This is a genomic window from Streptomyces sp. NPDC003393 (assembly GCF_053589015.1).
Map to the genome: position 1 here is coordinate 1 of NZ_JBSFRB010000012.1, position 25,783 is coordinate 25,783.

Here is a 25,783-nt window from a genome sequence, read left to right on the forward strand (position 1 = left end):
CGCTGGGGGGGGGGGGGGGGGGGGGGGGGGGGGGGGGGGGGGGGGGGCGGCGGGCGGCGGGCGGCGGGCGGCGGGCGGCGGTGGAGCCTACGGCTCCTCGCGCCAGCCCTCCCACTTGCTCACGAACTCCTCCAGCTGCCCCGGGTCGAGCCGGCCCTCCTCGTCCCGCAGGACGACCAGCCACTGGGCGTCCTCGGCGTCGTCCTCCCCGGCCAGTGCGTCGCGGACGATCCTCGGCTCCTCGTCGATCGCGAACTGCTCCCCGAGCGCCTCGGCCACCTCCTCCGCCGCATCCCGGTCGGGCAGCACCAGCACATGTCTCACATCGCTCACGCCGGTCATTGTCGCCCCTGCGACCGCCGGCCCTGTGAGGGGATGTCCGTCATGCCGGCCTTCCGCCCCGCGCCACCCGCGGGTCTTCGCCCGCTCAGTGCCGTGCCACGCGGAGCGCCGCGCCCGCTCCGGTGACCGCGAGCGATCCGTCCCGGTCCGTCCGCAGCACCGTCGCGCCCTCCGCCCGCAGCGCCCCGACCGTACGGGGAGCCGGGTGCCCGTACGAGTTGTCCGCTCCCACGGAGATCAACGCCAGCCGCGGCGCCACCAGACGTATCAGGTCCGGGTCCTGGTGGGCGGAGCCGTGATGGGCGACCTTGAGCACGTCCACGCCGGCCAGCCGCGCGACCGCCGGCGAGCGCAGCAGCGCCTGCTGGGAAGGGGGCTCGAGGTCTCCCAGCAGCAACAGCCGCAACCCGCCGGAGTGGACGAGCAGCGTCACACTGGCGTCGTTGGGGCCGTCCGGCTCCGGCGCGGCCCCCGGTGGTGGCCACAGCACCTGCCAGGTCAGCGTTCCGATGCGCCGCTGCTCCCCCGCGGCCGCGTGGGCGATCGGGATGCCCTGCCGTGCCGCCGCCTTCCGTACGAACTCCGCCTGGCCCGCGGGCTCCTCGTACGCCGTCGTCTCGATCGCCCCCACCGAACGGCCTCGCAGCACGCCCGGCAGGCCTGCCACGTGGTCGGCGTGGAAGTGTGTCAGCACGACCAACGGGATCCTGGTGACGCCCAGGGCGCGCAGACAGTGGTCCACCGCCTTGGGGTCGGGCCCGGCGTCCACCACCACTCCGGTGCTCGGACCCGCGGCGAGCACCGTCGCGTCACCCTGACCCACGTCGCACATCGCGAACCGCCAGCCCGGCGGCGGCCAGCCGGTGATCACCCGGGTCAGCGGCGGCGGCTGCACCAGCACCAGCAGGAGCAGCACGCCGCACAGGGCGCACAGCCACGGATGCCCCAGCAGTCGCCGGCCCACCAGTACGACCGCCACGGTGACCAGGCCCAGCAGCAATGCCCCCGTCCAACCGGCCGGCCAGTCCACTCCCCCGCCGGGAAGTGCCGCCCCGGTCCTGGCCACGTCCGCGATCCACCCGGTGGGCCAACTCGCGCACCACGCGAACACCTTCGCCGCGGGCATCACCAACGGTGCCGTCACCAGCGCCGCGAAGCCCAGCACCGTGGCGGGCGCGATCGCGACCTCCGCGAGCAGGTTGCACGGCACGGCCACCAGACTGACCCGCGCCGACAGCATGGCGACCACCGGCGCGCACAGCGCCTGCGCCGCTGCCGCGGCGGCCAGCCCCTCGGCCAGGCGGGCGGGCACCCGGCGCCGGCGCAGTGCCGCGCTCCAGCGGGGCGCCAGCGTGAGCAGGGCGCCGGTGGCCAGCACCGACAGCAGGAAGCCGTAACTGCGGGCGAGCCACGGGTCGTAGAGCACCAGCAGCAGTACGGCCGTCGCCAGGGCCGGGATCAGCGATCGGCGGCGCCCGGTCGCGAGGGCGAGCAGCGCGACCGACCCGCACGCGGCGGCGCGCAGCACGCTCGGGTCCGGACGGCACACGACGACGAATCCGAGGGTGAGCACTCCGCACAGCAGCGCGGTGGCCCGCAGCGACAGACCGAGTCTCGGCGCCAGGCCGCGGCGTTCGACGTGCTGGGCCAGCCCGGGTGGGCCGATGAGCAGGGCGAGCAGGACCGTGAGGTTGCTTCCGGAGACCGCCAGCGTGTGGGCGAGGTCCGTCTCCTTGAACGCCTCGTCCAGGTCGGGAGTGACCCGAGAGGTGTCCCCTACCACCAGCCCCGGCAGCAGCGCCCGGGCATCTTCCGGCAGTCCGTCCGTCGCCTCGCGCAGCCCGGCCCGCAGCCGGCCCGCCAGCTTTTGGGGCCCGGACGGTCCCCCGATCACTTCGGGCGCCGCCCGGCCCCGCACCCGCAGCACCGCCGCGATCCGGTCGCCGTCGGTGAGCGGAGGTGCCAGCCGCGCGGTCACTCTCAGCCGCGTGGACGGCAGCAGCCGCAGCCAGGGCGAGGACCGGACACCGGCGCCGTGCTCCTGCCCGGCGGTGTCCACCAGGATCAGTACGGGTGTCCGAGTCTTCGCGGCCCCCGGGTCGCCCACCCGCTCCACGCGCCGTACCTCGGCGTCGATCAGCACCGAGTCCGGCACCAGGTGGTCACCGCTGACGCGGGGCCGGGTGAGCCGGGGATCGGAGGTCAGTTCCACCTCGGCGGTCACGGTGGCGTGCTGCCGGGCCAGCCCGGGCACCGGCCCTCGGCGCACGTCGGCCCCGTGCAGTCCCGCGGAAGCGGCGGCAGCGGCGGCGGCGAGCAGCACCGCGGCGACGGAGGTGCGCGCCCAGCCGCGGGAGCCGGTGGGTGGGGTCGGGGCCGGGGGTAAAGGTGGCGGCGGGGGCAAGGGTGAGGGCGCGGACGGCGGTGGCTGTGCGGGGGTGGGGGTGGGTGCCGGTTCGCGTGCGGGCTCCGTCGTGCTCCGCCTGACACGTACGCGCCGCTGCCGGGCGGCGAACAGGAGCACGGCGGCCGCGGTGAGGCACACGGCCACGAAGCCGGTCACGTCTCCCGCCGGGGCTGCCAGAGCCACCGCCGCCGTTGCCCAGGCCGCGAGTGCGGGAGCAACGAGTCGTAAGTCGGGCGGTCCTTCCTGCCGGGGGTGGGCGGCTCCGAGCCGTTTGCCGGAGGCGGCGTGCACCGCCGGGCGGCTCGGGAACGTGGTGGGAGTGGTGTTCGGGCTCATGGCCTCACCAGGCTGCGCAGGTCGGCGAAGCGCCGGGCGCCGATGCCGCTGACCTGGCGCAGCTCGTCCACCGAGCGGAAACCGCCGTGCTGTGTGCGGTAGTCGATGATGTGCCGGGCCAGCACGGGTCCGACCCCGGGCAGGGTCTCCAACTGCTCGGCGGTGGCGGTGTTCAGGGACACCGGGGCGGTGGGAGGCCCGGCCGCGCTCGCTCCGGCCGCTCCCCCGGCGGTCGTTCCGGCCGCGGCGGATCCCGTCGCCGGGGTGGGCCCGCCGACGACCACCTGTTCGCCGTCCACGAGGAACCTGGCCCGATTGAGACCGTCGAGGTCGGTTCCGGGGCGCACTCCGCCCGCCGCCCGCAGCGCGTCGGCCACCCGTGAACCGGCCGGAAGCCGATGGATCCCGGGATGACGGACCTTGCCGCTGACGTCCACGACGATCTCCGGGCCGGCCGCGGCAGTGGTACCCGGTGAAGGGGGCGAGGCGGCGGAGGCGGTGGCCGCGTCCTCGGCCCGGCCCGGGGCGGGGGCCGCGGCGCGTACCACCTCGGGTGCCCGGATCTCCTCGCCGCGGCCGGCCCGGAAGTGCTGCAGGGCGACGACCCCGGCGACGATGAACACCACGGCGAGGGCGATCACGCTCCTGCGTTCGAGGCCGCACCGCGTCTGCACCCACATCGGCATCCGCTGACGCAGCGCGAGCCGGGCCCTGTCCCGCCAGTCCGTCCGCGCGCCCGCGACTCCCCGGCCGACCTCGCCCTCGGCAGCCGTCTCGGCTTCGCCCACGCCGGCCGGCCGCACGTCGCTCGCGGCAACCGGTCCCTTGCCGGTCACAGCAGTGGTGCTCGCGCCCGGCGGCGCGGGCTTCGGCTCTTTCGGCGTGGTGGGGCGGGCCCTCACCGGCCCCGGTGGCCCGTGCTCCGGCTCCGACTCCGTCGGCCGATCGGGGTGTCCCTGCTCCCTCCTCCGGTCCGCGAGCGCCGACGCCCCCAACCGGTCCACGAGGGCCGACGCCCCCAGCCCTCCCGTGCGTCCCGGCTCCCCCGGCCTTCGCGTGTGTCCCGACTCTCCCAACAGGCCGGAGTGTTCGACGAACAGTGCCCGAGCGCGCCGGCGCAGGTCCTCGGCCTGCGCGTGGCGGTGCCGGGGGCCGCGCCGGGCGGGTGGGCGGCGGTGGCGGGTGCGCCCGTCCGAGCCGGGGCCACGGCCCGGGCCGCTGGTTGCCGTCGCTGTGCGTGAGTGTGCTCGAAGTGCCATGCGCCGAGCATCGGGCAGTTCGGCACATTCGCGATGATCTTGCTCGATTCCCGGGGACTACTTCCCGGTTGTGGACAACTCCCTCACCCACACGAGTCATCGAGGGAGGCGGCTGCTCACCGAGGGGAGACCACGACCCCCAGCAGCCCCGGTCCGGTGTGCGCCCCGATGACGGCCCCGACCTCGCTCACATGCAGCTCGGCCAGCCCGGACACCCGCGTCCGCAGCCGGTCCGCGAGCGCCGACGCCCGTTCCGGGGCCGCGAGATGGTGGACGGCGATGTCGATGCCGGCCCCGCTCGCGCGCTCGGCCGCGATCTCCTCCAGGCGCGCGATCGCCTTCGAGGCCGTCCGCACCTTCTCCAGGAGTTCGATGCGGCCCCCTTCCAGCTGGAGCAGCGGTTTGACGGCGAGCGCGGAACCGAGCAGGGCCTGCGCGGCGCCGATGCGGCCGCCGCGGCGCAGGTAGTCGAGTGTGTCGACGTAGAAGTAGGCAGAGGTGCCCCCGGCCCGCTTCTCCGCCGCGGTGACCGCCTCGTCCATGGTGCCGCCGGAACCGGCCGTCTCCGCGGCGGCCAGGGCGCAGAAGCCGAGTGCCATCGCGACCACCCCGGTGTCCACCACGCGCACCGGCACGGGCGCCTCACGGGCCGCGAGGACCGCCGCGTCGTACGTGCCCGACAGTTCCGCGGACAGGTGCAGGGACACGATGCCGGACGCATCGGATTCGGCCACCTTGCGATAGGTCTCGGCGAAGACAGCGGGGCTGGGGCGCGAGGTGGTGACCGGCCGGCGCTTCTGCAGTGCCTGGGCCAGCGAGCGGGTGGAGATCTCCGTGCCCTCTTCGAGCGCCCGGTCACCGAGGACCACGGTCAACGGGACCGCGGTGATGCCGTGGCGCGCCATCGTCCGCGGCGGCAGGTAGGCCGTTGAATCGGTGACGATCGCGACATGGCGGGACATGAGCTGGAGGTTACCTGCCGTGCCGCCCCGACGGCAGCCCAGGCCCGCTGACCGGGCGTGCCACTGGCCGGATCGAGCGGATCAAGTGGTGCTCTCGGGCCGGGGTTTCTTCTGCCAGGGGTAGCCGGAAGGACGTCCCGGCGGGGTGATGGCGGGACGGCCGGCCTCCGGGGCGGCGCCCGGCGGTGGGGTCTGTGCCGCGGTTCGCCGATGCCGGTCACCGTCCGGGGTCTCGGGCCACGGCTCCGGCGCGGGCTCCGGGCCGGTCCAGTGGCGCAGGGCGCCGGCCTCCACGTCGATCTGGGCGCTCAGCATGTCCAGGTCGTCCTCGGCGAGGCGGCGGGCGCGGTCGTGCGCCGCCCAGCGCAGGGAGTCGGCCGAGCCCGTGATGCGCAGCGTCCGCTCGCGCAGGTCCGGGAGCCGCTCGGCGAGCGTCACCCGATCGGGATCGGCCTCCAGGCGTTTGAGTTCGGCGTCCAGTTGGTGTCCGTACGCGCTGAGCCGCTCGAAGAGGGCGACGGACTCCTTCAGGGACTCGTCGTCGGCCGCGCCCGCCTTCAGGGCGTCCTGTGTCGCGCGCATCGAGGTGCGCAGGGTGAGCCGGAGCTCGGCCAGTTCGCCGGCCGGGCCGGGCCGGCCGAGGGACTTGGCGCGCAGGGTCTGGTCCTCCACCGTGCGGCGGGCCTGGCTGATCGTGCGGTCCACGCCGCGCTTGGCGGCGCCGACGGCCTTGACCGTGGCGTAGGCGCCGAGCACCACGCAGAGCAGGAAGAGCACGGCGAAGACTGCGACGACTGCTTCCACGGCGCTCCTCCTGGCGGCTCGGGCGGCACAAGCCGCGCCGCCCTTCCACCGTAAACGCAACGGGCAGGCACAGGGTTCCGGAAGAACCCCGAACCTGCCCGTAGGGGACCACCCTGAGCCGCTCACGCCCCGGCCGTCACACCCGGAGCCGCTCACTCCCCAGCCGTGACAATGCGCTCTGAGTCACGGCACCGCGGTGTCACGCCGGGACGATGTTCACCAGCTTCGGCGCGCGCACGATCACCTTGCGGATGCCGGCGCCGCCCAGGGCCGCGACGACCTTCTCGTCGGCCAGCGCCACCTTCTCCAGTTCCTCCTCGGAGATCGTCGGCGGGACCTCCAGACGCGCCTTGACCTTGCCCTTGATCTGGACGACGCAGGTCACGGACTCGTCCACGACGTACGCCGGGTCGGCGACCGGGAAGTCCCGGTGGACGACGGAGCCGCTGTGGCCCAGCTTGCGCCACAGCTCCTCGGCGATGTGCGGGGCCAGCGGCGCGACCATCAGCACCAGCGGCTCGGCGACCGAGCGCGGCACCGTCCCGCCGGCCTTGGTCAGATGGTTGTTCAGCTCGGTGACCTTGGCGATGGCGGTGTTGAACCGCATTCCCTCCAGGTCGCCGCGGACGCCGTCGATGGCCTTGTGCAGCGCGCGCAGCGTCTCCTCGTCCGCCTCGGTGTCGGAGACGGTGATCTCGCCGGTGGTCTCGTCGACGATGTTGCGCCACAGCCGCTGCAGCAGCCGGAACTGGCCCACCACCGCACGCGTGTCCCACGGACGGGAGACGTCCAGCGGACCCATGGCCATCTCGTACAGACGCAGGGTGTCCGCGCCGTACTCGGCGCAGATCTCGTCCGGGGTGACGGCGTTCTTCAGGGACTTGCCCATCTTGCCCAGCAGGCGGCTGACCTTCTCGCCCTGGTAGTAGTAGGCGCCGTCGCTCCCCTTGTCTTCCGCCAGGGGGGACCCCGCCTCCACCTCGGCGGCCGGCACCGCGATGCCGCGGCTGTCACGGTAGACGTAGGCCTGGATCATGCCCTGGTTGAACAGCTTGTGGAACGGCTCCGCGGAGGAGACGTGACCCAGGTCGTACAGGACCTTGGACCAGAAGCGCGCGTACAGCAGGTGCAGCACGGCGTGCTCGGCGCCGCCGACGTACAGGTCTACACCGCCGTGCGGCATGCCCTCGCGCGGGCCCATCCAGTACTGCTCGATCTCCGGGTCGACCAGCCGCTCGCTGTTGTGCGGGTCCAGGTAGCGCAGCTCGTACCAGCAGGAACCGGCCCAGTTGGGCATGGTGTTGGTCTCGCGGCGGTACTTCTTCGGCCCGTCGCCCAGGTCCAGGGTGACGTTCACCCACGCCTCGTTGCGCGACAGCGGGGTCTCGGGCTGGGTGTCGGCGTCGTCCGGGTCGAAGGTGCGCGGGCTGTAGTCCTCGACCTCGGGCAGCTCCAGCGGCAGCATCGACTCGGGCAGCGCGTGCGCGACACCGTCCTCGTCGTAGACGATCGGGAAGGGCTCGCCCCAGTAGCGCTGGCGACTGAACAGCCAGTCGCGCAGGCGGAAGTTGACGGTGCCCTCGCCGATGCCCTTGCGCTCCAGCCACTCGGTGATGCGCGCCTTGGCCTCGACGACGCCCAGTCCGTCCAGCGCCAGGCCGTCGGCGCCGGAGGAGTTGACGATCCGCGCGTCGTAGGACACGAAGGCGTCGTCCCACGTCGACGGGTCGGTGCCGCGGTCGTCGGACGGCTGTACGACGCAGCGCATCGGCAGTTCGAAGGCGCGGGCGAAGGCGAAGTCGCGGCTGTCGTGTGCCGGGACGGCCATGATGGCGCCGGTGCCGTAGCCCATCAGGACGTAGTCGGCGATGAAGACGGGGATCTTCTCGCCGGTGACGGGGTTGGTCGCGAACGCGCCGGTGAAGACACCCGTCTTGTCCTTGGCCTCGGCCTGGCGTTCGACGTCGGACTTCGAGGCGGCCTGCGCGCGGTAGGCGGCGACGGCCTCGGCGGGCGTGGCGTGGCCGCCGGTCCACACCTCGTGGGTGCCCTCCGGCCAGGCGGCCGGGGTGAACTTCTCCACCAGCGGGTGCTCGGGGGCCAGCACCATGTAGGTCGCGCCGAACAGGGTGTCCGGGCGCGTGGTGAAGACGGTGATGCGCTCGCCGTCGATGGGGAAGTCGACGCGGGCGCCCTCGCTGCGGCCGATCCAGTTGCGCTGCTGCAGCTTGATGGCCTCGGGCCAGTCCAGCTCCTCCAGGTCCTCCAGCAGCCGGTCGGCGTAGGCGGTGATGCGCATGTTCCACTGGCGCAGCTTGGCCTTGAAGACCGGGTAGTTGCCGCGCTCGGAGCGGCCGTCGGCGGTGACCTCCTCGTTGGCCAGCACGGTGCCCAGGCCGGGGCACCAGTTGACCGGCGCGTCGGAGGCGTAGGCCAGGCGGAACTCACCCAGCACGTCGGCGCGCTCGGCGTGGTTCAGCTCGTGCCATCCGCGCGTGTGTCCCGGTACGGCACGCTCACCGGACTCGAACTGGGCGATCAGCTCCGAGATCGGACGGGCCCGCCTGGCCTCCTCGTCGTACCAGGAGTTGAAGATCTGCAGGAAGATCCACTGGGTCCACTTGTAGTAGTCCGGGTCGATCGTCGCGAACGACCGGCGCTTGTCGTGGCCCAGGCCCAGCCGGCGCAGCTGGACCTTCATGTTCTCGATGTTGGCCTCGGTGGACACGCGCGGGTGCGTGCCGGTCTGCACGGCGTACTGCTCGGCGGGCAGACCGAAGGCGTCGAAGCCCAGGGTGTGCAGGACGTTGTGGCCCGTCATCCGCTGGAACCGGGCGTACACATCGGTGGCGATGTAGCCCAGGGGGTGGCCGACGTGCAGACCCGCACCGGACGGATACGGAAACATGTCCATGATGAACTTCTTGGGCCGGGCGGCCGTCTCGGGGTCGCCGGCCAGGTCACCCTTGGGGTTCGGTGCCGCGTAGGTGCCCTCGGCGTCCCAGAAGTCCTGCCAGCGTGCCTCGATCTCGGCCGCCATGGCGGCCGTGTAGCGGTGCGGCGCCGCCTCCGCCGGGGTGGTGGCGGTGGCAGCGGAGTTCGTCTCGCTCATGATCCTCAAAGCTCCATCGATCGTCTCTGCCGGCGGCTGCGACTTTCAAGAAACGAAAAATCCCCTCGCACAGGAGGGGACGCCGCGCCGATTCCGACCACCCGATTCGCCGGCGGTCGGGACTGATCAGCGCGGCTCGCTAAGCAGAAGGCGTACGGCACGCATGGCGTCAGGGTACCGCAGCCGTCGAGGGCACCGCGACGAGCGTCCGTCCCGCCCGCCGCCGGGGCCCGCCGAACTTCACAGGAACATACCGATCCGCTTGTGAAGGTTCAGAAAAGTTGAACTGCGTTCAAAGGTTACCCGGCGTAACGGACGCTATGGGGACAACAGGAGTCCAGAACGTTCCGTTGATAACAACGCAATAACTCAAACGGCCTACTGCTCGGTTTGGAGCCACTTAGAGTTCGTCCTCGGGACCGCTCACCCGAACCGCTCGGAGTTGCCCCCATGAACCCTCGACGCAGTAACAGCTCGCTCCCCAAACCGGGCCGGTCGGCCTACGGGGTGGCGTCCGCTGTCGTCCTGCTCCTGATACCCGTGGTCGTGCTGGTGGGAGGCAGCCGGTTCCGCGAGTTCCTGAACTTCGGCGCGGGCGTCCTCTCCCTGGTCTCCCTCAGCTGCTCGGTGATCTGGGGCCTGGTCGCCCAGGACCGGATCTTCCTCAACACGCGCCAGCGGATCGTGGGCCAGGCGGTGCACCGGACCACCGCGGTCGCCTCGATCGCGTTCCTCCTGCTGCACATCACCACCAAGATCGCCCTGGACCACACCCAGCTGATCGCCGCGGTCCTTCCGTTCTCGCTCGGCGTCACCGGAAGCGGCGGCCTGATCGGCCTCGGCTCCGTGGCCGGACTGCTGATGATCTTCGTCGGCATCACGGGCGCGCTGCGCAGCAACTTCGCCACGCCCGCCCCGGTCGCCGCACGCTGGCGGGCCATGCACATGCTGGCCTACCCGGCCTGGTGCGCGGCGCTGGTCCACGGCCTGTACGCCGGCCGGCAGGCCAAGCCGATCTTCGTGATCCTCTACAGCCTGTCCCTGCTCGGCGTCATGGGGGCCCTGGCGCTGCGCGCGGCACCGCGCCCGTACAAGCGCAAGGTCGCCGACCGGCTGATGACGCTGCTCGGCGGCGGTGAGCGGCCGGAACTGGACGACCTCGACTCCAGCCGCGCCAGGGCGGCGGAGTCCGTGCTGCCGGGCTACGAGAACAGGCGGGCGGAGCGGCCCTCGCGCACCGACACGACCGGCTCCCTGCCGCGCGTCACTGCCCCCGCCGCACCGTTCTACGAGGCTCCCGCGGCCGGTGCCGCCCAGGAGGACACCTCCGGCTTCGCGGCCGCCTACCGGGCCGTCTCGACACCGGGGCAGCCCTTCGCAGCCGACCGCACCGCGCGCATGGATCTGCCCTTCGACGCACAGGCGACCGAGGCGATGCCGCGCATGGAGAGCACGGGCGCCTCGGGCAACTGGCCGATCCCGTCGCCGCCGCCCGTCGGCGAGGCACCCCCCTCGGCGTACGACCCGCTGAACGACACCGGACACACCATCCCGCCCTATGGCAATCCGGGCACGAACGGCTACGGCGGACGTGATGTGTACGACACCGGTGAGACGAATCCGGTCTACGGCACGTACAACTCGAACGACACGTACATGAGCGGTCCCGCAACTGAAACACGCCCCGGCGCCCCCTTCGACGCGCCGGGTTCGGGGGAACCTTGGAACACGCCTTCCGGAGGCCATAGGTGAACGAGGCCCTGCCCGACGTCCCGGAAGTCCGCGTGGTCGGACTCCCCCAGCTCACGTCGGGCTTCGACCTTGTGGAACGACTCGACCTGCCCATGCACCTGAAGGTGCACGGCCCACTCGAACCGCTGGGCGGCGAGCAGCTCGCGCAGCTCGCCGAGGCGATCAACCTCAGGGGCCGCGGCGGCGCGGGCTTCCCCTTCCACAAGAAGCTGCGGTCGGTCGCGGAGTCGGCCATCCGCCGCGGCGTACGGCCCGTCGTCGTCGTCAACGGCAGCGAGGACGAGCCGGCCTGCCGCAAGGACACGGTGCTCATCAACCGTGCCCCGCACCTCATCCTGGACGGCGCCCTGCTGTGCGCGGAGGCCCTCGGCGCCCGCACGCTCGTGGTGGGCGTCACCCGGGAGTCCACCCAGCGCTCCATGGAGGCCGCCCTGGCCGAACGGGGCCTGAGCAACGGCCGCAGATCGGCACTCCGCGCGCGCGTGCAGCGCAACCCGGTGCGCATGGTCACGGGCGCGGCGGCATCGCTGATCCGCTCCATCGACGGCGGTCCGGCGATCCCGCCCGGCCGCAAGGTCAGCGCCTCGCAGACCGGCGTCGGCGGCGCGCCCACCCTGCTGTCCAACGCCGAGACCTTCGCGCAGCTGGCGATCGCCGCCCGCATCGGACCCGAGCGCTACGGCAACACCGGCCTGTACGACGAGCCGGGCACCGTCATGCTGACGGTCTCCGGCGCCGTCGCCCGCCCGATGGTGATCGAGGTCCCCACGGGCGTGCCGCTGCGTTACGTCCTTCAGCTGACCGGTGCGCCGCCTGTGCCGCAGGGCGTGCTGACCGGCGGCTACCACGGCAAGTGGATCGACGCGGCGACCGTCAACGAGGCGGTCGTCTCGCGCAACTCCCTGGACGCGGTGGGCGGTTCGCTCGGCGCCGGAGCGATTCTGCCGATCAGTCAGAACACCTGCCCGCTGGGCGAGTCGCTGCAGGTGGCCAAGTGGCTGGCCGAGGAGAGCGCGGGCCAGTGCGGCCCGTGCTATCTCGGGCTGCCGGCCGCCGCGCGCGGCATGGAGGACATCCTGGGCGGCGGCGGGCCGGCCGCTCTGGAGGCGCTCAAGCAGGTCGCCAAGAACGTCAAGCGGCGCGGCGCGTGCTCGCACCCGGACGGCTCGGCGATGTTCCTGGAGTCCACCATCAAGGCGTTCACGGACGACCTGGCCGCCCATGTCCTCGGCAACGGCTGCGGACGGCCGGTGGAGGGCGTGCTGCCGCTCTTCGAGGACGGCAGGGTCCCGACGGGCGTCCCGGGCGGCGGCGCGGCCGAGGAGACCGGTCCCAGCCGTCAGAAGATCTACGTCGACTGGACCCTGTGCCGGGGCCACGGCCTGTGCGCGGACATCCTCCCGGAAGTGTTCGAACTGGGTGCCGACGGCTTCCCGACCGTCGCCCAGGCGCAGGTGCCGCGCTACGCGGAGGCCAAGGCGCTGCGTGCGGTGCGCCGCTGTCCGGCACTGGCCCTGCGCCTGGAGGAGGACACGCGCGCGCAGGCTCCCTCGCGCAACCTGCCGGTCCTCTCGCAGGGCCGCGGCCGTCGAGCGCTCGGCCGCTGAGCTCACGGCCGGCGGGTCACCTTCAGGAGTGACCCGCCGCGCCGCCCCGCGACCCGGAACGCCGAAGGCGGGCCGTCCCTTCGGACGACCCGCCTTCGGTCTCTGTGGAGCTAAGGAGAATTGAACTCCTGACCTCCTGCATGCCATGCAGGCGCTCTACCAACTGAGCTATAGCCCCTTGCTGTGTGCCTCCCGGCTTCCCCGGCGGCGACGCCAACATTACACGGTCCGAGGGGTGCTTCACCAAATCGGTTTTCGCTCTGCCCGATATGACCGTTGTTCATGGCCGTTGGTCATGAACAACGGTCACGCGGGTCGGCCGGGGGCCCTCGCGGCGCCCCCGGCCGATGTCACGCCGTGACGAAGGAGTAGAACCGCTTGAGGGTGCAGTGCTCCTCCAGAAGGCGGCCGTAGATCGGCTCCCCCTCCAGTTCGCGGTACGTCTCGATCGGGTCGCCCTTTATGATCAGCGCCCGCGCGCACTCCTCGCACCAGTACTGGTAGTCGGGGTTGATCGGCTCCATGTCACGGACGATGGGCGTGCCGCTGCCGCACCAGTCGCACTTTCGCCTGTGTGCACCCATCGATCAGCTCCAGCTGTGGCCGCAGGCCGTGCACACGTACGAGATCCCGCCGTTGTCGCCGAGGACTTGCGCCACGTGGAGGGAGCCGCAGGAGGGGCACACGAGGCGGGTGACCGTGTCCCGTATCAACGCCGCACCGAGGAGGCGACCGACCTCCTCGAGGATGCTGGCAGGCATCGCTACTCCCTCCCGTCGGGCCGCGCCCCCTTCCGGCCGTTTGATTCTGCCACGGCCGGACCAATACGGTCAGCGACGCCTCGGTACCAGTCCGGCCACGGCGGCGATCACGGCCGTCCCGGCCAGCGCGTACATGCACGCCGAGAGCGCCTCCGCAGAGGTATACGCCCCGGGGGCCCCGAGTGACTCAAGCCGGTTGAGGAACAGTGTGCCGAAGGCCGCCACGCCGATCAGCTGACCGAGCTGCGCGACGGTGGCGAGCAGACCGCTGGCGTCCGCCGCGTCCTCGGGCCGCACGGCGGCCAGCGCGCCGGTCAGCGTCGGGCTGAAGCCGAGCGCGAGCCCGGCGCCCACACCGGCGTAGGCGAGAAAGAGCACGGCGCCGCCGTCGTGGCCGCCCCTGAACGCCAGTGCGACACCGGGCACGGACAGCGCGATGAGCACGAACCCGGACGGGATCAGCCACCGCTGCCAGGACGCCGGCCACCTCCGCCACGTCAGCCCGACCAGGCCGAAGACGGCCGCGGTCGGCGCGAAGGTCAGCCCCGCCCGCAGCGGGCTGTAGCCGAGGCCGCCCTGGACGTGCAGGGTGAGCGCGAAGAGGAAGCCGCCGTTCACGGCCATGACGGCCAGGACCTGGAAGACGGCGAGGCCCATGCCGGGCAGGCGCAGCACACGAGGTGTGATCAGCGGGGCTCCGCCACGCCGGGCGAGCCGGGACTCGTAGCCGCAGAACACCGCGAACAGCGCCGCGGACGCGGCCAGCGACAGCCAGGACCACCGGGGCCAGTCCTCCTCCTGGCCGAGCACCAGCGGCACCGTCAGCAGCGAGACCGCCGCGCCCAGCAGCACCAGTCCGGGCAGGTCCAGGCCCCGTGGCCGCACCTCCGCACCACCAGCGGACTCCGGCGGTCGCTCCGCTCCTTCGCCCCGCGGCAGCACCCGCCGCCCGACGAGCAGGAGGACGGCGCCCACGGGCACGTTGACGAGGAACACCGGGCGCCAGCCGGCGCCGAACAGATCCGCGCTGACCAGCACACCGCCGACGACCTGCCCGGCCGCCGCGCCGACGGCGAGCACCGCGGAGTACGCGCCGAGCGCACGCACCCGGGCCGTGCCGGTGAAGGTGCGCTGGATGAGGCTGAGCACCTGCGGGATCATCAGCGCCGAGCCGGCGCCCTGGACCAGCCGGAAGACGATCAGCGCTCCCGCTCCCCCGGCCAGGCCGCAGGCGAGCGAGGCGACGGTGAACAGGGCCAGTCCGGCCAGGTGCACCCGGCCGTGTCCGAGCCGGTCGCCCAGCCGCGCTCCCGTGATCAGCAGGACCGAGTAGGTGATGGTGTAGCCGGCGATGACCAGTTGCAGATCCGCGCCGGAGGCGTGCAGGTCGGAGCCGATGGCCGGGGCGGCGACGTTCACGATGAACACGTCGAGGAGCGCCATGAACTGGGCCGCGAGCACGGTGGCGAGCAGCGGCCGGGCCCGATTGTCAGTGGTGGGCGCTTTACTGTTCTCAGGACTTCGGAGCGGGTGCGCGGAGGCGGCATCCGGGCCTGTCCGGGAGGGTGTCGTCATGCCGTCGAGCCTGGCGACGTCTCGGTACGGGTGCCGAGAGCCCGCCGATGCTGGTATCGGCAGCACCTGGCAGGCGACGGGTCCGGCCTCGACCATGAGGACGTGACAACGGGGGATGTGACGATGACGACGACACAACGCCGTCGGCCGGAACTGGCCGCGTTTCTGCGCAGCAGGCGCGCCCGGGTGACACCGGCCGACGTGGGGATGGCACCGGGCCTGCGTCGCCGCACGCCGGGACTGCGCCGCGAGGAGGTCGCCCAGCTGTCGGGTGTGGGCGTCACCTGGTACACCTGGCTGGAACAGGGCCGGCCGATCAACGCCTCCTCGCAGGTGCTGGACGCGGTGGCGCGCACGCTGCGGCTGGAGCCACCGGAGCGGGAGCATCTGTACCGGCTGGCGGAGGTGCCGTTCGACCCGGGGCCGCAACCACCGGCCCAGCGGGTCCGCCCGGAGGTCCAGGGCGTTCTGGACGCCCTCGATCCGCATCCTGCGGTGGTCTACAACGGGCGCTATGACGTCCTGGCGACCAACGCCGCCTACCGTGACCTGTTTCAGCTGCGGCAGATGTCCGAGGACTCCGTGCCGAACGCCCTGTGGACGCTGTTCACACTCCCCCCGGACGTAGGTCCCCTGGTCCACCGGGAGCGTGAACTGCCGGTGATGGTGGCCACGCTCCGGTCCCACTACGGCAGACATGTCGGGGAGCCCTCCTGGGAGGACTTCATACGCACCCTGTCGGCCACCAGCCCGTACTTCGCCGAGCTCTGGGCCGGCGGCGAGGTGACACCTCCTGGGCCGCGGGTGAAGACGTTCCGCCGTCTGTCGGGAGAGGAGCTGCGGACCACGGTGGTGTCGCTGTCGATCGACGGAATGCCGGAGTGCCGGATCGTGACGTACTCGCCGGAACACGAAAATCCCGCCCCTTGACGGGACGGGACTCTCATCACCGATCTTTGACAACTCGACAGAGCGTCGATCCGTGGAGCTAAGGAGAATTGAACTCCTGACCTCCTGCATGCCATGCAGGCGCTCTACCAACTGAGCTATAGCCCCTTGCTGCCACGCGGCCAAGCCGCCTGGTGTTCTTCCCGCTCGGCGGGGCGAACAAGAAGAACTTTAGCCTGTGACCTGCCGGAAAGTGAAATCCGGGCCCCGTGGGGCCGCCGGGGTGTCCCGGGGCCCGGTCGCGGCGGGTCTCAGTCGTCGTCGCCGAGGACGGGCTCGGGCAGGGTGCCGGCGTTGTGCTCCAGCAGGCGCCAGCCGCGGGCGCCCTCGCTGAGGACCGACCAGCAGCAGTTCGCGAGCCCCGCGAGGCTCTCCCAGTGGTGCGCCTCCAGGCCGAGGAGGCGTCCGATGGTGGTGCGGATGGTGCCGCCGTGGCTGACCACCACGAGCGTGCCGTCCTCGGGCAGCTTCTCCACGTGCCGCAGCACCACGGGGGCGGCGCGGTCGGCGACCTCGGTCTCCAGTTCTCCGCCGCCCCGGCGCACCGGCTCGCCGCGCTTCCACGCGGTGTACTCCGCGCCGTACCGGTCGATGATCTCCTCGTGCGTCAGCCCCTGCCAGACGCCCGCGTAGGTCTCGCGCAGGCCCTCGTCCAAGGTGACGTCGAGGCCGGTGAGGGCGGCCAGCTCGGCGGCCGTGCGGGCGGCCCGCTTCAGGTCCGAGGAGATGATCGCGTCGGGTTTGAGGGAGGCCAGCAGCCGGGCGGAACGGCGGGCCTGGCCGACGCCGGTCTCGGTGAGCTCGACGTCCGTGGAGCCCTGGAAACGGCGCTCCACGTTCCAGGACGTCTGGCCGTGCCGCCACAGGATGATGCGGCGGCCTCGGCCCGGCGTCCTGCCGATCCCGTCACCGGCGCCGCTCACCGCCACTCACCGCCCGGCTCCGCCGACTCCTCGGCGGCCTTCAGCCTGGCGTGCTCCTCGGCCTTGCCCCGGGTGGCCTGGGCGTCGGCGGGCAGCTCGATCTCGGGGCAGTCCTTCCACAGCCGTTCCAGGGCGTAGAAGACACGCTCCTCGCTGTGCTGGACGTGGACGACGATGTCGACGTAGTCGAGCAGGACCCAGCGGGCCTCCCGGTCGCCTTCGCGACGCACCGGTTTGGCGCCGAGCTCCTTCAGAAGCCGCTCCTCGATCTCGTCGACGATCGACTTGACCTGGCGGTCGCTGGGTGCGGATGCCAGGACGAAGGCATCCGTGATCGACAGCACATCGCTGACGTCGTAGGCGATGATGTCGTGCGCGAGCTTGTCCGCGGCCGCCTGGGCGGCGGTGCTGACGAGCTCGAGGGAACGGTCGGTTGCGGTCACTACAGGGCTTTCCGTCGGCGGTCACTTGCCCTCCAGGGTCTCACGGACCGCCGACGACGCCCCACGTGATAAAGGGATCACTGCGCTGACGTGGGCTTGTAGTCCTGGCCGAGGACCACCGAGACGTCGGCGCCGGAGGAGACCGTGCCCTTCGTCACGGAGCCGGTGGGCAGGCCCAGGGTCTTGGCCACCTCGGTGGCGTTCTCCTTGTCTCCGGCGTCGGCGTAGAGGACCTTGGAGGTCGGCTGCACGGCGGACGCGGTGCCGGCCTCCAGGAAGGTGAAGCCGCCGTTGAGGAGGACGACGCGCGCCTTGTCGGTGTCGCTCTTGGTGCCGGAGGCGTTCTGGACGGAGACCCGGACGGACGAGCCCTGGGCGGGGCTCTTCGCGGCGCCGCCGAGGATGTCCTTGACCACGCTGTCGCTGGTCTTCGCGCTCAGCGTGCCGTCGCTGCCGACGGGCAGCAGGGCCGTCCGGTAGTCGCCGCCCTTGGCCAGGTCGGCGAGCTTGGCGAGGAAGGTGCCGAGGTCCTTGTCGGTGAGCGAGGGGTCGAGGATCTGCGCCAGTGTCTGCACGGTCGTGGTCGCGGACTGCGGGTCGGAGGACAGCTTGCGCAGCACCCCCTGCATGACCTGGCCGAACCGTTGCAGCTGGGCGTTCTGGGCCTCGCCGGAGGCCCGGTAGGTGGCGTAGGCGACGGCCATCTTGCCGCTGAGGGTCTGGTCCTTGCCCCGGTGGACGAGGGGCCCGGTGCCCTTCTTCTTCGCGTCCGGGTCGGGGACGTCGGTGTCGGTGTCGACCTCGATGTTGCCGACCAGGTCGACCAGGTTCTGCAGGTAGGGGGTGTCCAGGCGCCAGGTGCCCTCGATGTTCGTGCCGAGGACGGTGTCGAGCTGGTCGCGGGTGCCGGAGGAGCCGTCGTCGCGGACCGACTTGGCGAGGGTCGTCGTGGTGCCGTCGTCGTCGGTGAGGGCCAGGGAGTTGGGCAGCAGGACGGTGGTGCCCTGCTTGGTGGTGGCGTTGTCGACGAGCAGGGCCGTGGAGGTCCCGCCCTTGGCGGTGTTGTGCAGGTGGACGACGATCACGTCGCGTTTCTGGGCGCCCGCGGCGGTGGCGGTGCCGGTCTTCTGGTCGGCGGAGGACAGTCCGGGCAGCTTCCCGGCGTACCAGAGGTAGCCGACGCCGCCCACCGCGACCAGGGCGAGCACCACGGCCAGGGCGATGATCCGGCTGCGCGCGCGCCGACGGGCCTCCTCGCGGCGCTCGGTGCGGTTCTCGGTGAACTTCAGCCAGTCGATGACGTCTTCGGAGTCGTCGCTGGGCTCCTCGACGAAGGCGAACTGCTCGGTGTGGTACTCCCGCTCGTCACCGTCCGGCCGGTCCGGGCCGTCCGCGGTCCGGCCGCGCTCTCCGGGCGGGGTCTGCGCGGGTCCTGCCTGCTGCGGGCCGGCCTGCTGCGGAATGTAGGCGGTCTGCTCGGTGACCCGGGGCTGCTGTCCGCTGGTCGCGGTCCGGCCGTAGGGGTCGTAGCCCGCCTCCGTCGCGCCGGAGGCGGGCGTGCCGGAGCCGTAGGGGTCGTAGGTGCCGGGGTGGCCGTGGGAGCCGCCGGGGCCCTGGGAGCCGTGCGGACGGTTCGGGTCGTACGACGGGTACTGCTCGTAGGGGGACGCGGGGGGTGTCTGCGGGCCGGGGCCGTAGCCGCCGTCGTAGCCGGACGGGCCGTGCTGCTGTTGTCCGCCGGTCGCGTAGGGGTCGTAGCCGTAGCCCTGGTGGTCCTGGCGGCCGTAGGCGTCGTAGGACTGCTGAGGGGTCTGCTGGGACGGGATTTGCCGGTACACGGGCCGGCCGTACTCGTCGTAGCCCACGAGCTCGTAGCTGTCGCCCTCGTACCCAGCGTCGTATCGGTCGTTCACCGGTGCCCCTCTCGGCTCACTCGCCGCGGTACAGCCCGCGTTTGGCGATGTAGCGCACGACTCCGTCCGGCACCATGTACCAGATGGGGTCGCCCGTGGCGACTCTCGCCCGGCAGTCCGTGGAGGAGATGGCGAGGGCCGGGACCTCGACCAGGGAGACCCCGCCCTCGGGCAGGCCCTGGTCGCTGAGGTGGTGGCCGGGCCGGGTGACGCCGATGAAGTGGGCCAGGGAGAAGAGTTCCGCGGAGTCCCGCCAGGTCAGGATCTGGCCGAGCGCGTCGGCGCCGGTGATGAAGAACAGGTCGGTGTCGGGATTGAGGGCGCGCAGGTCGCGCAGGGTGTCCACGGTGTAGGTGGGGCCGCCGCGGTCGATGTCGATGCGGCTGACGGAGAACTGCGGGTTCTCGGCGGTCGCGATGACCGTCATCAGGTAGCGGTCCTCGGCCGGGGAGACATGGCGGTGGGTCTTCTGCCAGGGCTGACCGGTGGGCACGAAGACCACCTCGTCCAGGTGGAACTGCGCGGCGACCTCGCTGGCCGCCACGAGGTGCCCGTGGTGGATCGGGTCGAACGTTCCGCCCATGACGCCCAGGCGGCGCTTGCCCGACGACGAGGGGCCGCTGCCGGGCCCGTTCTCGGGGTGTTCCACCGTGTCACGCGCCGGACCGGTAGGCATGTCCTGCTCTCCCATGCGTGCAGACCCTACCGGCCCGGTCCGAGGATCCCGGCCGGGAGTTCGCCGAGTACCGTTCCCGGGCCCCGGCGGCGAGCCTCCGGGGCGGGCCGGCCGGGCCCCGGCGGGTCAGCGGTCGCGGTTGAAACGAGTGGTGATCCACAGCAGCAGCAGCAGGACGGCGAGTGCGGCCCCGCCCGTCACCGCGGGGTTCAGACTCTCGTGCCGGCCACCCTCGGCCTCGGCGAGGTTGACCAACTGGGCAGCGGCGCTGTGGAAGCTCATCTTCGGCAGACCTATCCGGGTGTGGGCGGGATAAAGATGTCCGCCCATCGTAAGCGTCCGCCTCGCCGCCCCTCACGCCGACTCCACCGTTGCGGTCGGCAGCCGGCCGAGCCGAAGGCACGGCAGGGACGAGGTCGGCCCCGGTGGGCTCGCCCGGCACGGACGGCAGGCACGCCCGGAGGGCACGGCCGGGGAACCTTCCGGGACGCTCAGTCGTCGTTCCGCTTGTAGCCGCGCAGCAGGAACCAGCCCACGAGGACGCAGCCCAGGATCATCACGATCAGGACGACCCGGAGCAGGTCACCGGACCCCTGATGCCGGGTTGCCGTCCCGGCGGCCTCGGCGAGCCGTGCGACTGCGGGGTGGTGCTCCATGGCGGACTCCTTCGCTGTGCTGCCCGTCCACGGTATCTCCGCCTAGGCTGTCTCCTGCTTCGGGGGCACATCGGGCGACACAGACGCACATGGGGGATCACATGTCCGACGAAGGCCGCGAGCACAACGGGCACGAGCGCGTGCCGAGCCGCCGCCGCACTCGCTTCCCGGGGATCTCCTCGCGGGCGTACGAGCATCCGGCCGACCGGTCCGCCCTGGTCGCCCTGCGCAAGCTGAGCGGCTTCGACACGGTGTTCAAGGCCCTCAGCGGCCTGCTGCCCGAGCGCAGCCTCCGGCTGCTGTTCCTGTCCGACTCGGTACGCGTCTCGGACCAGCAGTTCACGCACCTGAACGACATGCTGCGGGACGCCTGCTACATCCTGGACCTGGAGAAGGTCCCGCCGATGTACGTCAACCAGGATCCGCAGCCCAACGCGATGTGCATCGGCCTGGACGAGCCGATCATCGTGGTGACCACGGGCCTGGTCGAGCTGCTCGACGAGGAGGAGATGCGGGCGGTCGTCGGCCACGAGGTGGGCCACGCCCTGTCCGGCCACGCGGTGTACCGCACCGTCCTGCTGTTCCTGACCAATCTGGCCGTGCGGGTGGCCTGGATCCCGCTGGGCAGCATCGCCATCATGGCGATCGTCACGGCTCTGCGCGAGTGGTTCCGCAAGTCGGAGCTGTCGGCCGACCGGGCGGGGCTGCTGGTCGGGCAGGACGTGCGGGCGTCGATGCGCGGCCTGATGAAGATCGCGGGCGGCAACCACCTGCACGAGATGAACGTGGACGCGTTCCTGAAGCAGGCCGAGGAGTACGAGGAGTCGGGCGACCTGCGCGACTCCGTGCTGAAGATCCTCAATGTGCTGCCGCGCACCCATCCCTTCGCCACCGTCCGGGCGGCCGAGCTGAAGAAGTGGGCCGAGTCCCGGGACTACCAGCGGATCATGGACGGTCACTACGCGCGGCGCACCGAGGACAAGGACACCTCGGTCGGCGACTCCTTCCGCGAGTCGGCGAATCACTACGCCAGCCATGTGAAGAGTTCCAAGGATCCGCTGATGAAGCTGGTCAGCGACCTCGCGGGCGGAGCCGGTGACCTGGGCGAGCGGGTCAGGCGGGGTTTCGGCGGCTTCACGGGTGCGGCCGGGTCCAAGGGCGACGGGAAGAACGACGGCGGAAAGAACGACGGGGCGAAGGGCGGCCCCCACGACGGTCGCGGCCCGGAGGACGAGCCGCCGACGGACACGCCGCGCGGCGACGCGGACTGACCCGCCGAGCGCCCCGCCGCCCGCCCGACCCACCGAGAACCGGCTGAGAGCCGACCGATCACCGGGCCGAGAAGACCGACCGCCGGGCCGAGGGCGCCGGGGTCACACCTTCGGCTGGGCGGCGGCGGCCAGGGTGCCGCACAGCGGTGTCGGGCCGTCCGGTGCGTACGGGTCGGTGCCGGAGGGGCCGCCCGGCTTCGCCGTCTGGCCGGCCAGCAGCGGGTGGAAGCGGCCCGCGGAGTCGTCGGTGCAGGACAGCGGGCCGGCCTGGACAAAGGAGGCGACCAGCTGCACCTGGCGCAGCCGCAGGTCGTCGCGGTCGAAGCGGAACTGGAGCTCGCGCCGCACGGTGAACAGCGAGACCGGGGCCTTGGCGGCCGAGCCGGCCGGCTTGAGCGCGTAGACCAGCGTGGGGTCCGCCGTGACCTCCAGCGTGGCCGAGTCGGCCTCGACGGCCTGCAGGCTGCCCTGGACGCGGATCGCGGGGTCAGCCAGCTCGGTCCGGGCCGGGTCGAACCGGACCAGCCAGCCGGTCGCGGCGTGCTGACCGTCCGCGGCCGGGTGGTCGAAGCTCTGGTCGAACTGGTTGAGCTGGTCCGGCGCGATCAGCGCCCGGACGGTGTTGATCTCGCCGTCCAGGAGCACCGCCGGGTCGAGGGAGGAGGCCACGATGTAGTCCCTCGCGGTGAGCAGGGCGGTGGCGACCTGGCCGTCCGAGAAGTGGGCGGTGCGCCGATGGGCGGGCAGCGGGATGCCCTCGGCTCCGGAGACGTAGTGGGCGGCGGGGCTGTGCGCGTACAGCTGCTCGAGGTCGGCGGACCCGGGGACCTCGCCCCGCGGGGCGAGCGGTACGACGGTCATCCGCAGCGGTACGGCGGTCGGCTGGAGCTGTGCGGTCCGGCTGGGGCTGCGCACGCTCATGTAGACGGCGGTGGCGAAGGCGAGGGCGATCAGCAGGACGAGCGCCAGGGCCTGCCGGGACAGCCCGCGGCGCAGGTGGGGGCGGCGGCGCACGGCGGGCGTGTGGTCGGTCATCCGCTCCTGCGCGGAGTACTCCTGGAGGCGGGCAGCCCGGACGAACGACTCGTCGAAGACGACGGATCGGTACTCGTCCTCCGCACCTCCGGGGGCGCCCTCGGGTGTCCCTTCGGGCGGGTCTCCAGGCCCTCCCATATATTCAGGGTAGGTCTCGGCACGCCCCGGTAAACGCCCTGCTGCGAGCCAACTTCTGACAGGTTCTCACCAGAATCGGCGGCGTGCCGTCAGGGGGTGCGGGGGACCGCCGGGACGGGTGGCGGGGAGGACTCGGCGGACGCGGAGGGCGCGGCGGCGCTGCCCTGTTCCAGGCCGGTCGAGGCGGGCGCCGGCACCTGGTCGCTGCCGCCCGAGGAGCCGCCCCGGTAGACCGCCGCGAAGGCCAGCGCGACCATACCGACGCCCATCACCACGGCGAGCACCCAGGCCACGGGCCGGTGCCAGCGCACCTGCTTGCCGAAGGTCCCCGGGCCGCCGTCGAGGAAGTCGGGGTCGTCCAGGTCGTCGAGGTCGCCGTCACGGGCGAACCCGTGCCGGTCGGGGCCGTAGCCGTCGTCGTAGTGCTCGCCTCTCGCGTGCGCGCGGCGGGCCTCGGCCTCGGAGGCCTCGGCTCTCGCCTGGGCCGCGGCCAGGAGGCGCTCGACGGCGGTCGGCTCGTGGATCAGGGCCGCCCGTACGAAGGCCTCGTCGAACACCACGGAGGCGAACTCTTCGTCCGACACCCCGCGGTCGTGGTCGTCGTCGGGCTCCCAGCCGTCAGGGAACGGCGTGCCCCCCACGTCCTCCGGCACGGATCCAGAGTAGACCTGGGGGGTCAATTTGGGCAGACGGTATGGAAATTCATTCGCCCGCCGAGACGCCTTCCCGCCGCACGGCCACCGGGCCGCGCGCTCAGCGGCGGATGTGCCCGTCGCCCGTGACGATGTACTTCGTGCTGGTCAGCTCGGGGAGCCCCATCGGCCCGCGGGCGTGCAGCTTCTGCGTGGAGATGCCGATCTCCGCGCCGAAGCCGAACTGTCCGCCGTCGGTGAAGCGGGTGGAGGCGTTCACGGCGACGGTGGTGGAGTCGACCAGTCGGGTGAAGCGGCGGGCGGCCTGCTGCGAGGTGGTGACGATCGCCTCGGTGTGCCCGGAGGACCACAGCCGGATGTGCGACACCGCCTTGTCCAGCGAGTCCACGACGGCGGCGGCGATGTCGTACGACAGGTACTCGGTGTCCCAGTCGTCGGGGGTGGCCTCGACCACCGTGGCCCGGGAGTCCTTGGCGTAGGCCATCACCCGGTCGTCGGCGTGCACGGTGACCCCGGCCTCGGCGAGCGCGTCCAGGGCGCGCGGCAGGAACTCGGCGGCGATGTCCTGGTGGACGAGGAGGGTCTCGGCGGCGTTGCACACGCTGGGCCGCTGCGCCTTGGAGTTGATCAGGATGTCGACGGCCATGTCGAGGTCGGCGTGCGCGTCGACGTAGACGTGGCAGTTGCCGGTGCCGGTCTCGATCACCGGGACGGTCGACTCGTTCACGACGGTCCGGATCAGGGAGGCGCCGCCGCGCGGGATCAGCACGTCGACCAGGCCGCGGGCGCGCATCAGCTCGCGCACGCTCTCCCGGCTCTCACCGGGCACGAGCTGGACGGCGTCGGCGGGCAGCCCGGCCCCGCCGACCGCGTCGCGGATCACCCGGACCAGCGCGGTGTTGGACTCGTAGGCGGAGGCGGAGCCGCGCAGCAGGACCGCGTTGCCGGACTTCAGGCACAGGGCGGCGGCGTCCACGGTGACATTGGGGCGGGCCTCGTAGATGATGCCGACCACGCCGAGCGGGACGCGGACCTGGCGCAGGTCCAGGCCGTTGGGCAGCGTGGAGCCACGGACGACCTCGCCGACCGGGTCGGGCAACGCCACCACGTCGCGCACGTCCGCGGCGATGGCGCGCACCCGCTCCGGGGTGAGGGTGAGCCGGTCGACGATGGCCTCGCTGGTGCCGGCCGCGCGGGCCTTGGCGACGTCCTTGGCGTTGGCCTCGACGATCTCGCTGGTACGGACCTCCAGGGCGTCCGCGATGGCGAGCAGCGCGTCGTCCTTCTCCGCGCGCGGCAGCGGCGCGAGGTCGGCGGCGGCGGCCTTGGCCCGGTACGCGGCCTGGGCGACCGGGGACATCGAGTCGTACGGCGAGAGCGTGGTCATGAGGGCAGAGTAGTGCGGCCCGGCGGCGGAGGCGGCAATTGTCCCGATACCCGAGACAGGTCCTCGGCCCGGTGCCCGAGGACGGCTCCGGTCAGAAGGGGTGCACTCCCACCGGGGTCGCGGGGGGCGGCCCGTAGCCCTCGGCGAGGCGCTGGTGGTAGGTGTCGCGGTCGATGACCTCCAGGCCGACGATCTCCCACGGTGGCAGTTTCGCGCTCTGCCGGTGCTCGCCCCACAGCCGCAGGGCGACGGCCGCGGCGTCGTGCAGGTCGCGGGCCTCCTCCCAGTAGCGGATCTCGGCGTGGTCGTCCGCGTAGCGGCTGGTCAGCAGGAAGGGGTGGTCGTGCGCGAGCTGCTCCAGGCCGCGCCGCACCTCCTTCAGCGGCGCGCGGGCACCCGAGACCCGCAGGGTGATGTGCCACAGCCGGGGAAGGCCGGCGGGATCCCGGCTCCCGTCGCGTCGCTCGACCGGCCGGTGCGCCGGCCGGTCCGGACCCGCGCCGGCCCCGTCTCGCCTTCCGAGACCGTCGAGACCCTCAAGACCCTCGAGCCCCGCCCGCTCCACACGTTCCTTCTCGTAGCGGTCACCGGCCGCCACGCTGGTCAGGGCGCGCTTCTCGCCGGCCGCACGAGGCGGGGACCCACCGGTACCACCGCGGGACGCCGCCGCCCCAGGGCGCACTCGTCTCACGACGGCCTCCTTTACCCAGTGCTCGTGCGGTTGGTGTCCCTGAGACAAAGTGCAGCAGGCCGCGCGGCTCCGTGGGGCGGTTTTGCGGAACGTCCCCCACCTTCAGGCCACGGACGGCCGGACGTTTCGGCC

General features: G+C 72.3%; 23 protein-coding genes and 2 tRNA genes. 4 read left to right on the top strand and 21 right to left on the bottom strand.

Features of this window, described 5'->3' with window-relative positions; all coding sequences use genetic code 11:
* Window positions 1–87: 87 nt before the first annotated feature.
* The 6 genes from ACWDUZ_RS14660 to leuS form a co-directional block, all read right to left on the bottom strand.
* Window positions 88–333, bottom strand: a complete 246-nt coding sequence (locus ACWDUZ_RS14660; RefSeq protein WP_451632172.1) for a hypothetical protein — start codon at window positions 331–333, stop codon at window positions 88–90.
* A 94-nt stretch (window positions 334–427) separates the two neighbouring features.
* Window positions 428–3,085 (bottom strand): ComEC/Rec2 family competence protein, encoded by a 2,658-nt coding sequence (locus tag ACWDUZ_RS14665; protein WP_451632173.1) that lies wholly within the window; start codon window positions 3,083–3,085, stop codon window positions 428–430.
* Complete coding sequence (locus ACWDUZ_RS14670; RefSeq protein ID WP_451632174.1) at window positions 3,082–3,921, bottom strand: helix-hairpin-helix domain-containing protein; 840 nt, start codon at window positions 3,919–3,921, stop codon at window positions 3,082–3,084. Before ACWDUZ_RS14670 ends, ACWDUZ_RS14665 begins: the two co-directional genes overlap by 4 nt.
* A 539-nt stretch (window positions 3,922–4,460) precedes the next feature.
* Complete coding sequence (locus ACWDUZ_RS14675) at window positions 4,461–5,306, bottom strand: DegV family protein (RefSeq protein ID WP_451632175.1); 846 nt, start codon at window positions 5,304–5,306, stop codon at window positions 4,461–4,463.
* Between the two features lie 81 nt (window positions 5,307–5,387).
* Window positions 5,388–6,110 (bottom strand): hypothetical protein, encoded by a 723-nt coding sequence (locus ACWDUZ_RS14680; RefSeq protein ID WP_451632176.1) that lies wholly within the window; start codon window positions 6,108–6,110, stop codon window positions 5,388–5,390.
* A gap of 199 nt (window positions 6,111–6,309) precedes the next feature.
* Window positions 6,310–9,222, bottom strand: a complete 2,913-nt coding sequence (gene leuS / locus ACWDUZ_RS14685; RefSeq protein WP_451632177.1) for a leucine--tRNA ligase — start codon at window positions 9,220–9,222, stop codon at window positions 6,310–6,312.
* Between the two features lie 450 nt (window positions 9,223–9,672).
* Here leuS and ACWDUZ_RS14690 point away from each other — a divergent pair, with 450 nt between their 5' ends.
* Window positions 9,673–10,974: a cytochrome b/b6 domain-containing protein gene (locus tag ACWDUZ_RS14690; protein WP_451632178.1), complete on the top strand. Its 1,302-nt coding sequence runs from the start codon at window positions 9,673–9,675 to the stop codon at window positions 10,972–10,974.
* Window positions 10,971–12,581, top strand: a complete 1,611-nt coding sequence (locus tag ACWDUZ_RS14695) for an NADH-ubiquinone oxidoreductase-F iron-sulfur binding region domain-containing protein (protein WP_451632179.1) — start codon at window positions 10,971–10,973, stop codon at window positions 12,579–12,581. The genes ACWDUZ_RS14690 and ACWDUZ_RS14695 overlap by 4 nt, the downstream gene beginning before the upstream one ends.
* A gap of 105 nt (window positions 12,582–12,686) precedes the next feature.
* On the opposite strand, the gene ACWDUZ_RS14700 is transcribed toward ACWDUZ_RS14695, so the two are convergent.
* The 4 genes from ACWDUZ_RS14700 to ACWDUZ_RS14715 form a co-directional block, all read right to left on the bottom strand.
* Window positions 12,687–12,759, bottom strand: a tRNA-Ala gene (locus tag ACWDUZ_RS14700).
* A gap of 172 nt (window positions 12,760–12,931) precedes the next feature.
* A complete protein-coding gene (locus tag ACWDUZ_RS14705) occupies window positions 12,932–13,165 on the bottom strand; it encodes a hypothetical protein (RefSeq protein ID WP_006136074.1) in 234 nt (77 codons plus the stop codon).
* Window positions 13,166–13,168: 3 nt separating this feature from the next.
* The gene (locus tag ACWDUZ_RS14710; RefSeq protein ID WP_451632180.1) at window positions 13,169–13,342 is read right to left on the bottom strand and encodes a hypothetical protein; all 174 of its coding nucleotides are present in this window, start codon (window positions 13,340–13,342) and stop codon (window positions 13,169–13,171) included.
* A gap of 69 nt (window positions 13,343–13,411) precedes the next feature.
* Entirely contained in the window at window positions 13,412–14,917 is a 1,506-nt protein-coding gene (locus ACWDUZ_RS14715) for an MFS transporter (RefSeq protein ID WP_451632181.1), read from the bottom strand.
* Window positions 14,918–15,040: 123 nt separating this feature from the next.
* Here ACWDUZ_RS14715 and ACWDUZ_RS14720 point away from each other — a divergent pair, with 123 nt between their 5' ends.
* Window positions 15,041–15,847, top strand: a complete 807-nt coding sequence (locus ACWDUZ_RS14720; RefSeq protein ID WP_451632182.1) for a helix-turn-helix transcriptional regulator — start codon at window positions 15,041–15,043, stop codon at window positions 15,845–15,847.
* A 53-nt stretch (window positions 15,848–15,900) separates the two neighbouring features.
* Here ACWDUZ_RS14720 and ACWDUZ_RS14725 read toward each other — a convergent pair.
* The 7 genes from ACWDUZ_RS14725 to ACWDUZ_RS14755 all read right to left on the bottom strand — a co-directional run bounded on the left by ACWDUZ_RS14725 (window position 15,901) and on the right by ACWDUZ_RS14755 (window position 20,476).
* Window positions 15,901–15,973: transfer RNA gene (locus ACWDUZ_RS14725), tRNA-Ala, on the bottom strand.
* 143 nt (window positions 15,974–16,116) lie between these two features.
* A complete protein-coding gene (locus ACWDUZ_RS14730; RefSeq protein ID WP_451632183.1) occupies window positions 16,117–16,794 on the bottom strand; it encodes a histidine phosphatase family protein in 678 nt (225 codons plus the stop codon).
* On the bottom strand, window positions 16,785–17,231 hold the full coding sequence (gene rsfS / locus ACWDUZ_RS14735; protein ID WP_451632184.1) for a ribosome silencing factor: 447 nt from the start codon (window positions 17,229–17,231) through the stop codon (window positions 16,785–16,787). Before rsfS ends, ACWDUZ_RS14730 begins: the two co-directional genes overlap by 10 nt.
* A 77-nt stretch (window positions 17,232–17,308) precedes the next feature.
* Window positions 17,309–19,144 carry an LCP family protein gene (locus tag ACWDUZ_RS14740; RefSeq protein WP_451632185.1) on the bottom strand — a complete coding sequence of 612 codons (1,836 nt, stop codon included), beginning with the start codon at window positions 19,142–19,144 and terminating at the stop codon, window positions 17,309–17,311.
* Between the two features lie 16 nt (window positions 19,145–19,160).
* Window positions 19,161–19,835 carry a nicotinate-nucleotide adenylyltransferase gene (gene nadD, locus ACWDUZ_RS14745; RefSeq protein WP_451632186.1) on the bottom strand — a complete coding sequence of 225 codons (675 nt, stop codon included), beginning with the start codon at window positions 19,833–19,835 and terminating at the stop codon, window positions 19,161–19,163.
* Between the two features lie 111 nt (window positions 19,836–19,946).
* Window positions 19,947–20,102 carry a hypothetical protein gene (locus ACWDUZ_RS14750; RefSeq protein ID WP_451632187.1) on the bottom strand — a complete coding sequence of 52 codons (156 nt, stop codon included), beginning with the start codon at window positions 20,100–20,102 and terminating at the stop codon, window positions 19,947–19,949.
* Window positions 20,103–20,311: 209 nt separating this feature from the next.
* Complete coding sequence (locus ACWDUZ_RS14755; RefSeq protein WP_451632188.1) at window positions 20,312–20,476, bottom strand: hypothetical protein; 165 nt, start codon at window positions 20,474–20,476, stop codon at window positions 20,312–20,314.
* Between the two features lie 101 nt (window positions 20,477–20,577).
* Here ACWDUZ_RS14755 and ACWDUZ_RS14760 point away from each other — a divergent pair, with 101 nt between their 5' ends.
* Window positions 20,578–21,747: a M48 family metallopeptidase gene (locus ACWDUZ_RS14760; RefSeq protein WP_451632189.1), complete on the top strand. Its 1,170-nt coding sequence runs from the start codon at window positions 20,578–20,580 to the stop codon at window positions 21,745–21,747.
* Between the two features lie 102 nt (window positions 21,748–21,849).
* On the opposite strand, the gene ACWDUZ_RS14765 is transcribed toward ACWDUZ_RS14760, so the two are convergent.
* From ACWDUZ_RS14765 to ACWDUZ_RS14780, 4 genes are all read right to left on the bottom strand, one after another.
* Window positions 21,850–22,920, bottom strand: a complete 1,071-nt coding sequence (locus ACWDUZ_RS14765) for an SCO2583 family membrane protein (protein WP_451632190.1) — start codon at window positions 22,918–22,920, stop codon at window positions 21,850–21,852.
* An 89-nt stretch (window positions 22,921–23,009) separates the two neighbouring features.
* Complete coding sequence (locus ACWDUZ_RS14770) at window positions 23,010–23,573, bottom strand: SCO2584 family spore wall biosynthesis protein (protein ID WP_451632191.1); 564 nt, start codon at window positions 23,571–23,573, stop codon at window positions 23,010–23,012.
* A 100-nt stretch (window positions 23,574–23,673) separates the two neighbouring features.
* Complete coding sequence (locus ACWDUZ_RS14775; protein ID WP_451632192.1) at window positions 23,674–24,960, bottom strand: glutamate-5-semialdehyde dehydrogenase; 1,287 nt, start codon at window positions 24,958–24,960, stop codon at window positions 23,674–23,676.
* A 91-nt stretch (window positions 24,961–25,051) separates the two neighbouring features.
* A complete protein-coding gene (locus ACWDUZ_RS14780; protein WP_451632193.1) occupies window positions 25,052–25,651 on the bottom strand; it encodes a hypothetical protein in 600 nt (199 codons plus the stop codon).
* Window positions 25,652–25,783 lie beyond the last annotated feature (132 nt).

What these genes read in the sequence shown, in the direction of transcription:
- ACWDUZ_RS14765 (WP_451632190.1), bottom strand. Translation starts at nt 22,920, where the DNA reads ATGGGAGGGCCTGGAGACCCGCCCGAAGGGACACCCGAGGGCGCCCCC.
- ACWDUZ_RS14750 (WP_451632187.1), bottom strand. Translation starts at nt 20,102, where the DNA reads ATGAGCTTCCACAGCGCCGCTGCCCAGTTGGTCAACCTCGCCGAGGCC.
- leuS (WP_451632177.1), bottom strand. Translation starts at nt 9,222, where the DNA reads ATGAGCGAGACGAACTCCGCTGCCACCGCCACCACCCCGGCGGAGGCG.
- ACWDUZ_RS14705 (WP_006136074.1), bottom strand. Translation starts at nt 13,165, where the DNA reads ATGGGTGCACACAGGCGAAAGTGCGACTGGTGCGGCAGCGGCACGCCC.
- ACWDUZ_RS14760 (WP_451632189.1), top strand. Translation starts at nt 20,578, where the DNA reads ATGTCCGACGAAGGCCGCGAGCACAACGGGCACGAGCGCGTGCCGAGC.
- ACWDUZ_RS14690 (WP_451632178.1), top strand. Translation starts at nt 9,673, where the DNA reads ATGAACCCTCGACGCAGTAACAGCTCGCTCCCCAAACCGGGCCGGTCG.
- ACWDUZ_RS14710 (WP_451632180.1), bottom strand. Translation starts at nt 13,342, where the DNA reads ATGCCTGCCAGCATCCTCGAGGAGGTCGGTCGCCTCCTCGGTGCGGCG.
- nadD (WP_451632186.1), bottom strand. Translation starts at nt 19,835, where the DNA reads ATGGGAGAGCAGGACATGCCTACCGGTCCGGCGCGTGACACGGTGGAA.
- ACWDUZ_RS14755 (WP_451632188.1), bottom strand. Translation starts at nt 20,476, where the DNA reads ATGGAGCACCACCCCGCAGTCGCACGGCTCGCCGAGGCCGCCGGGACG.
- ACWDUZ_RS14720 (WP_451632182.1), top strand. Translation starts at nt 15,041, where the DNA reads ATGACGACGACACAACGCCGTCGGCCGGAACTGGCCGCGTTTCTGCGC.
- ACWDUZ_RS14775 (WP_451632192.1), bottom strand. Translation starts at nt 24,960, where the DNA reads ATGACCACGCTCTCGCCGTACGACTCGATGTCCCCGGTCGCCCAGGCC.
- ACWDUZ_RS14715 (WP_451632181.1), bottom strand. Translation starts at nt 14,917, where the DNA reads ATGACGACACCCTCCCGGACAGGCCCGGATGCCGCCTCCGCGCACCCG.
- ACWDUZ_RS14675 (WP_451632175.1), bottom strand. Translation starts at nt 5,306, where the DNA reads ATGTCCCGCCATGTCGCGATCGTCACCGATTCAACGGCCTACCTGCCG.
- ACWDUZ_RS14665 (WP_451632173.1), bottom strand. Translation starts at nt 3,085, where the DNA reads ATGAGCCCGAACACCACTCCCACCACGTTCCCGAGCCGCCCGGCGGTG.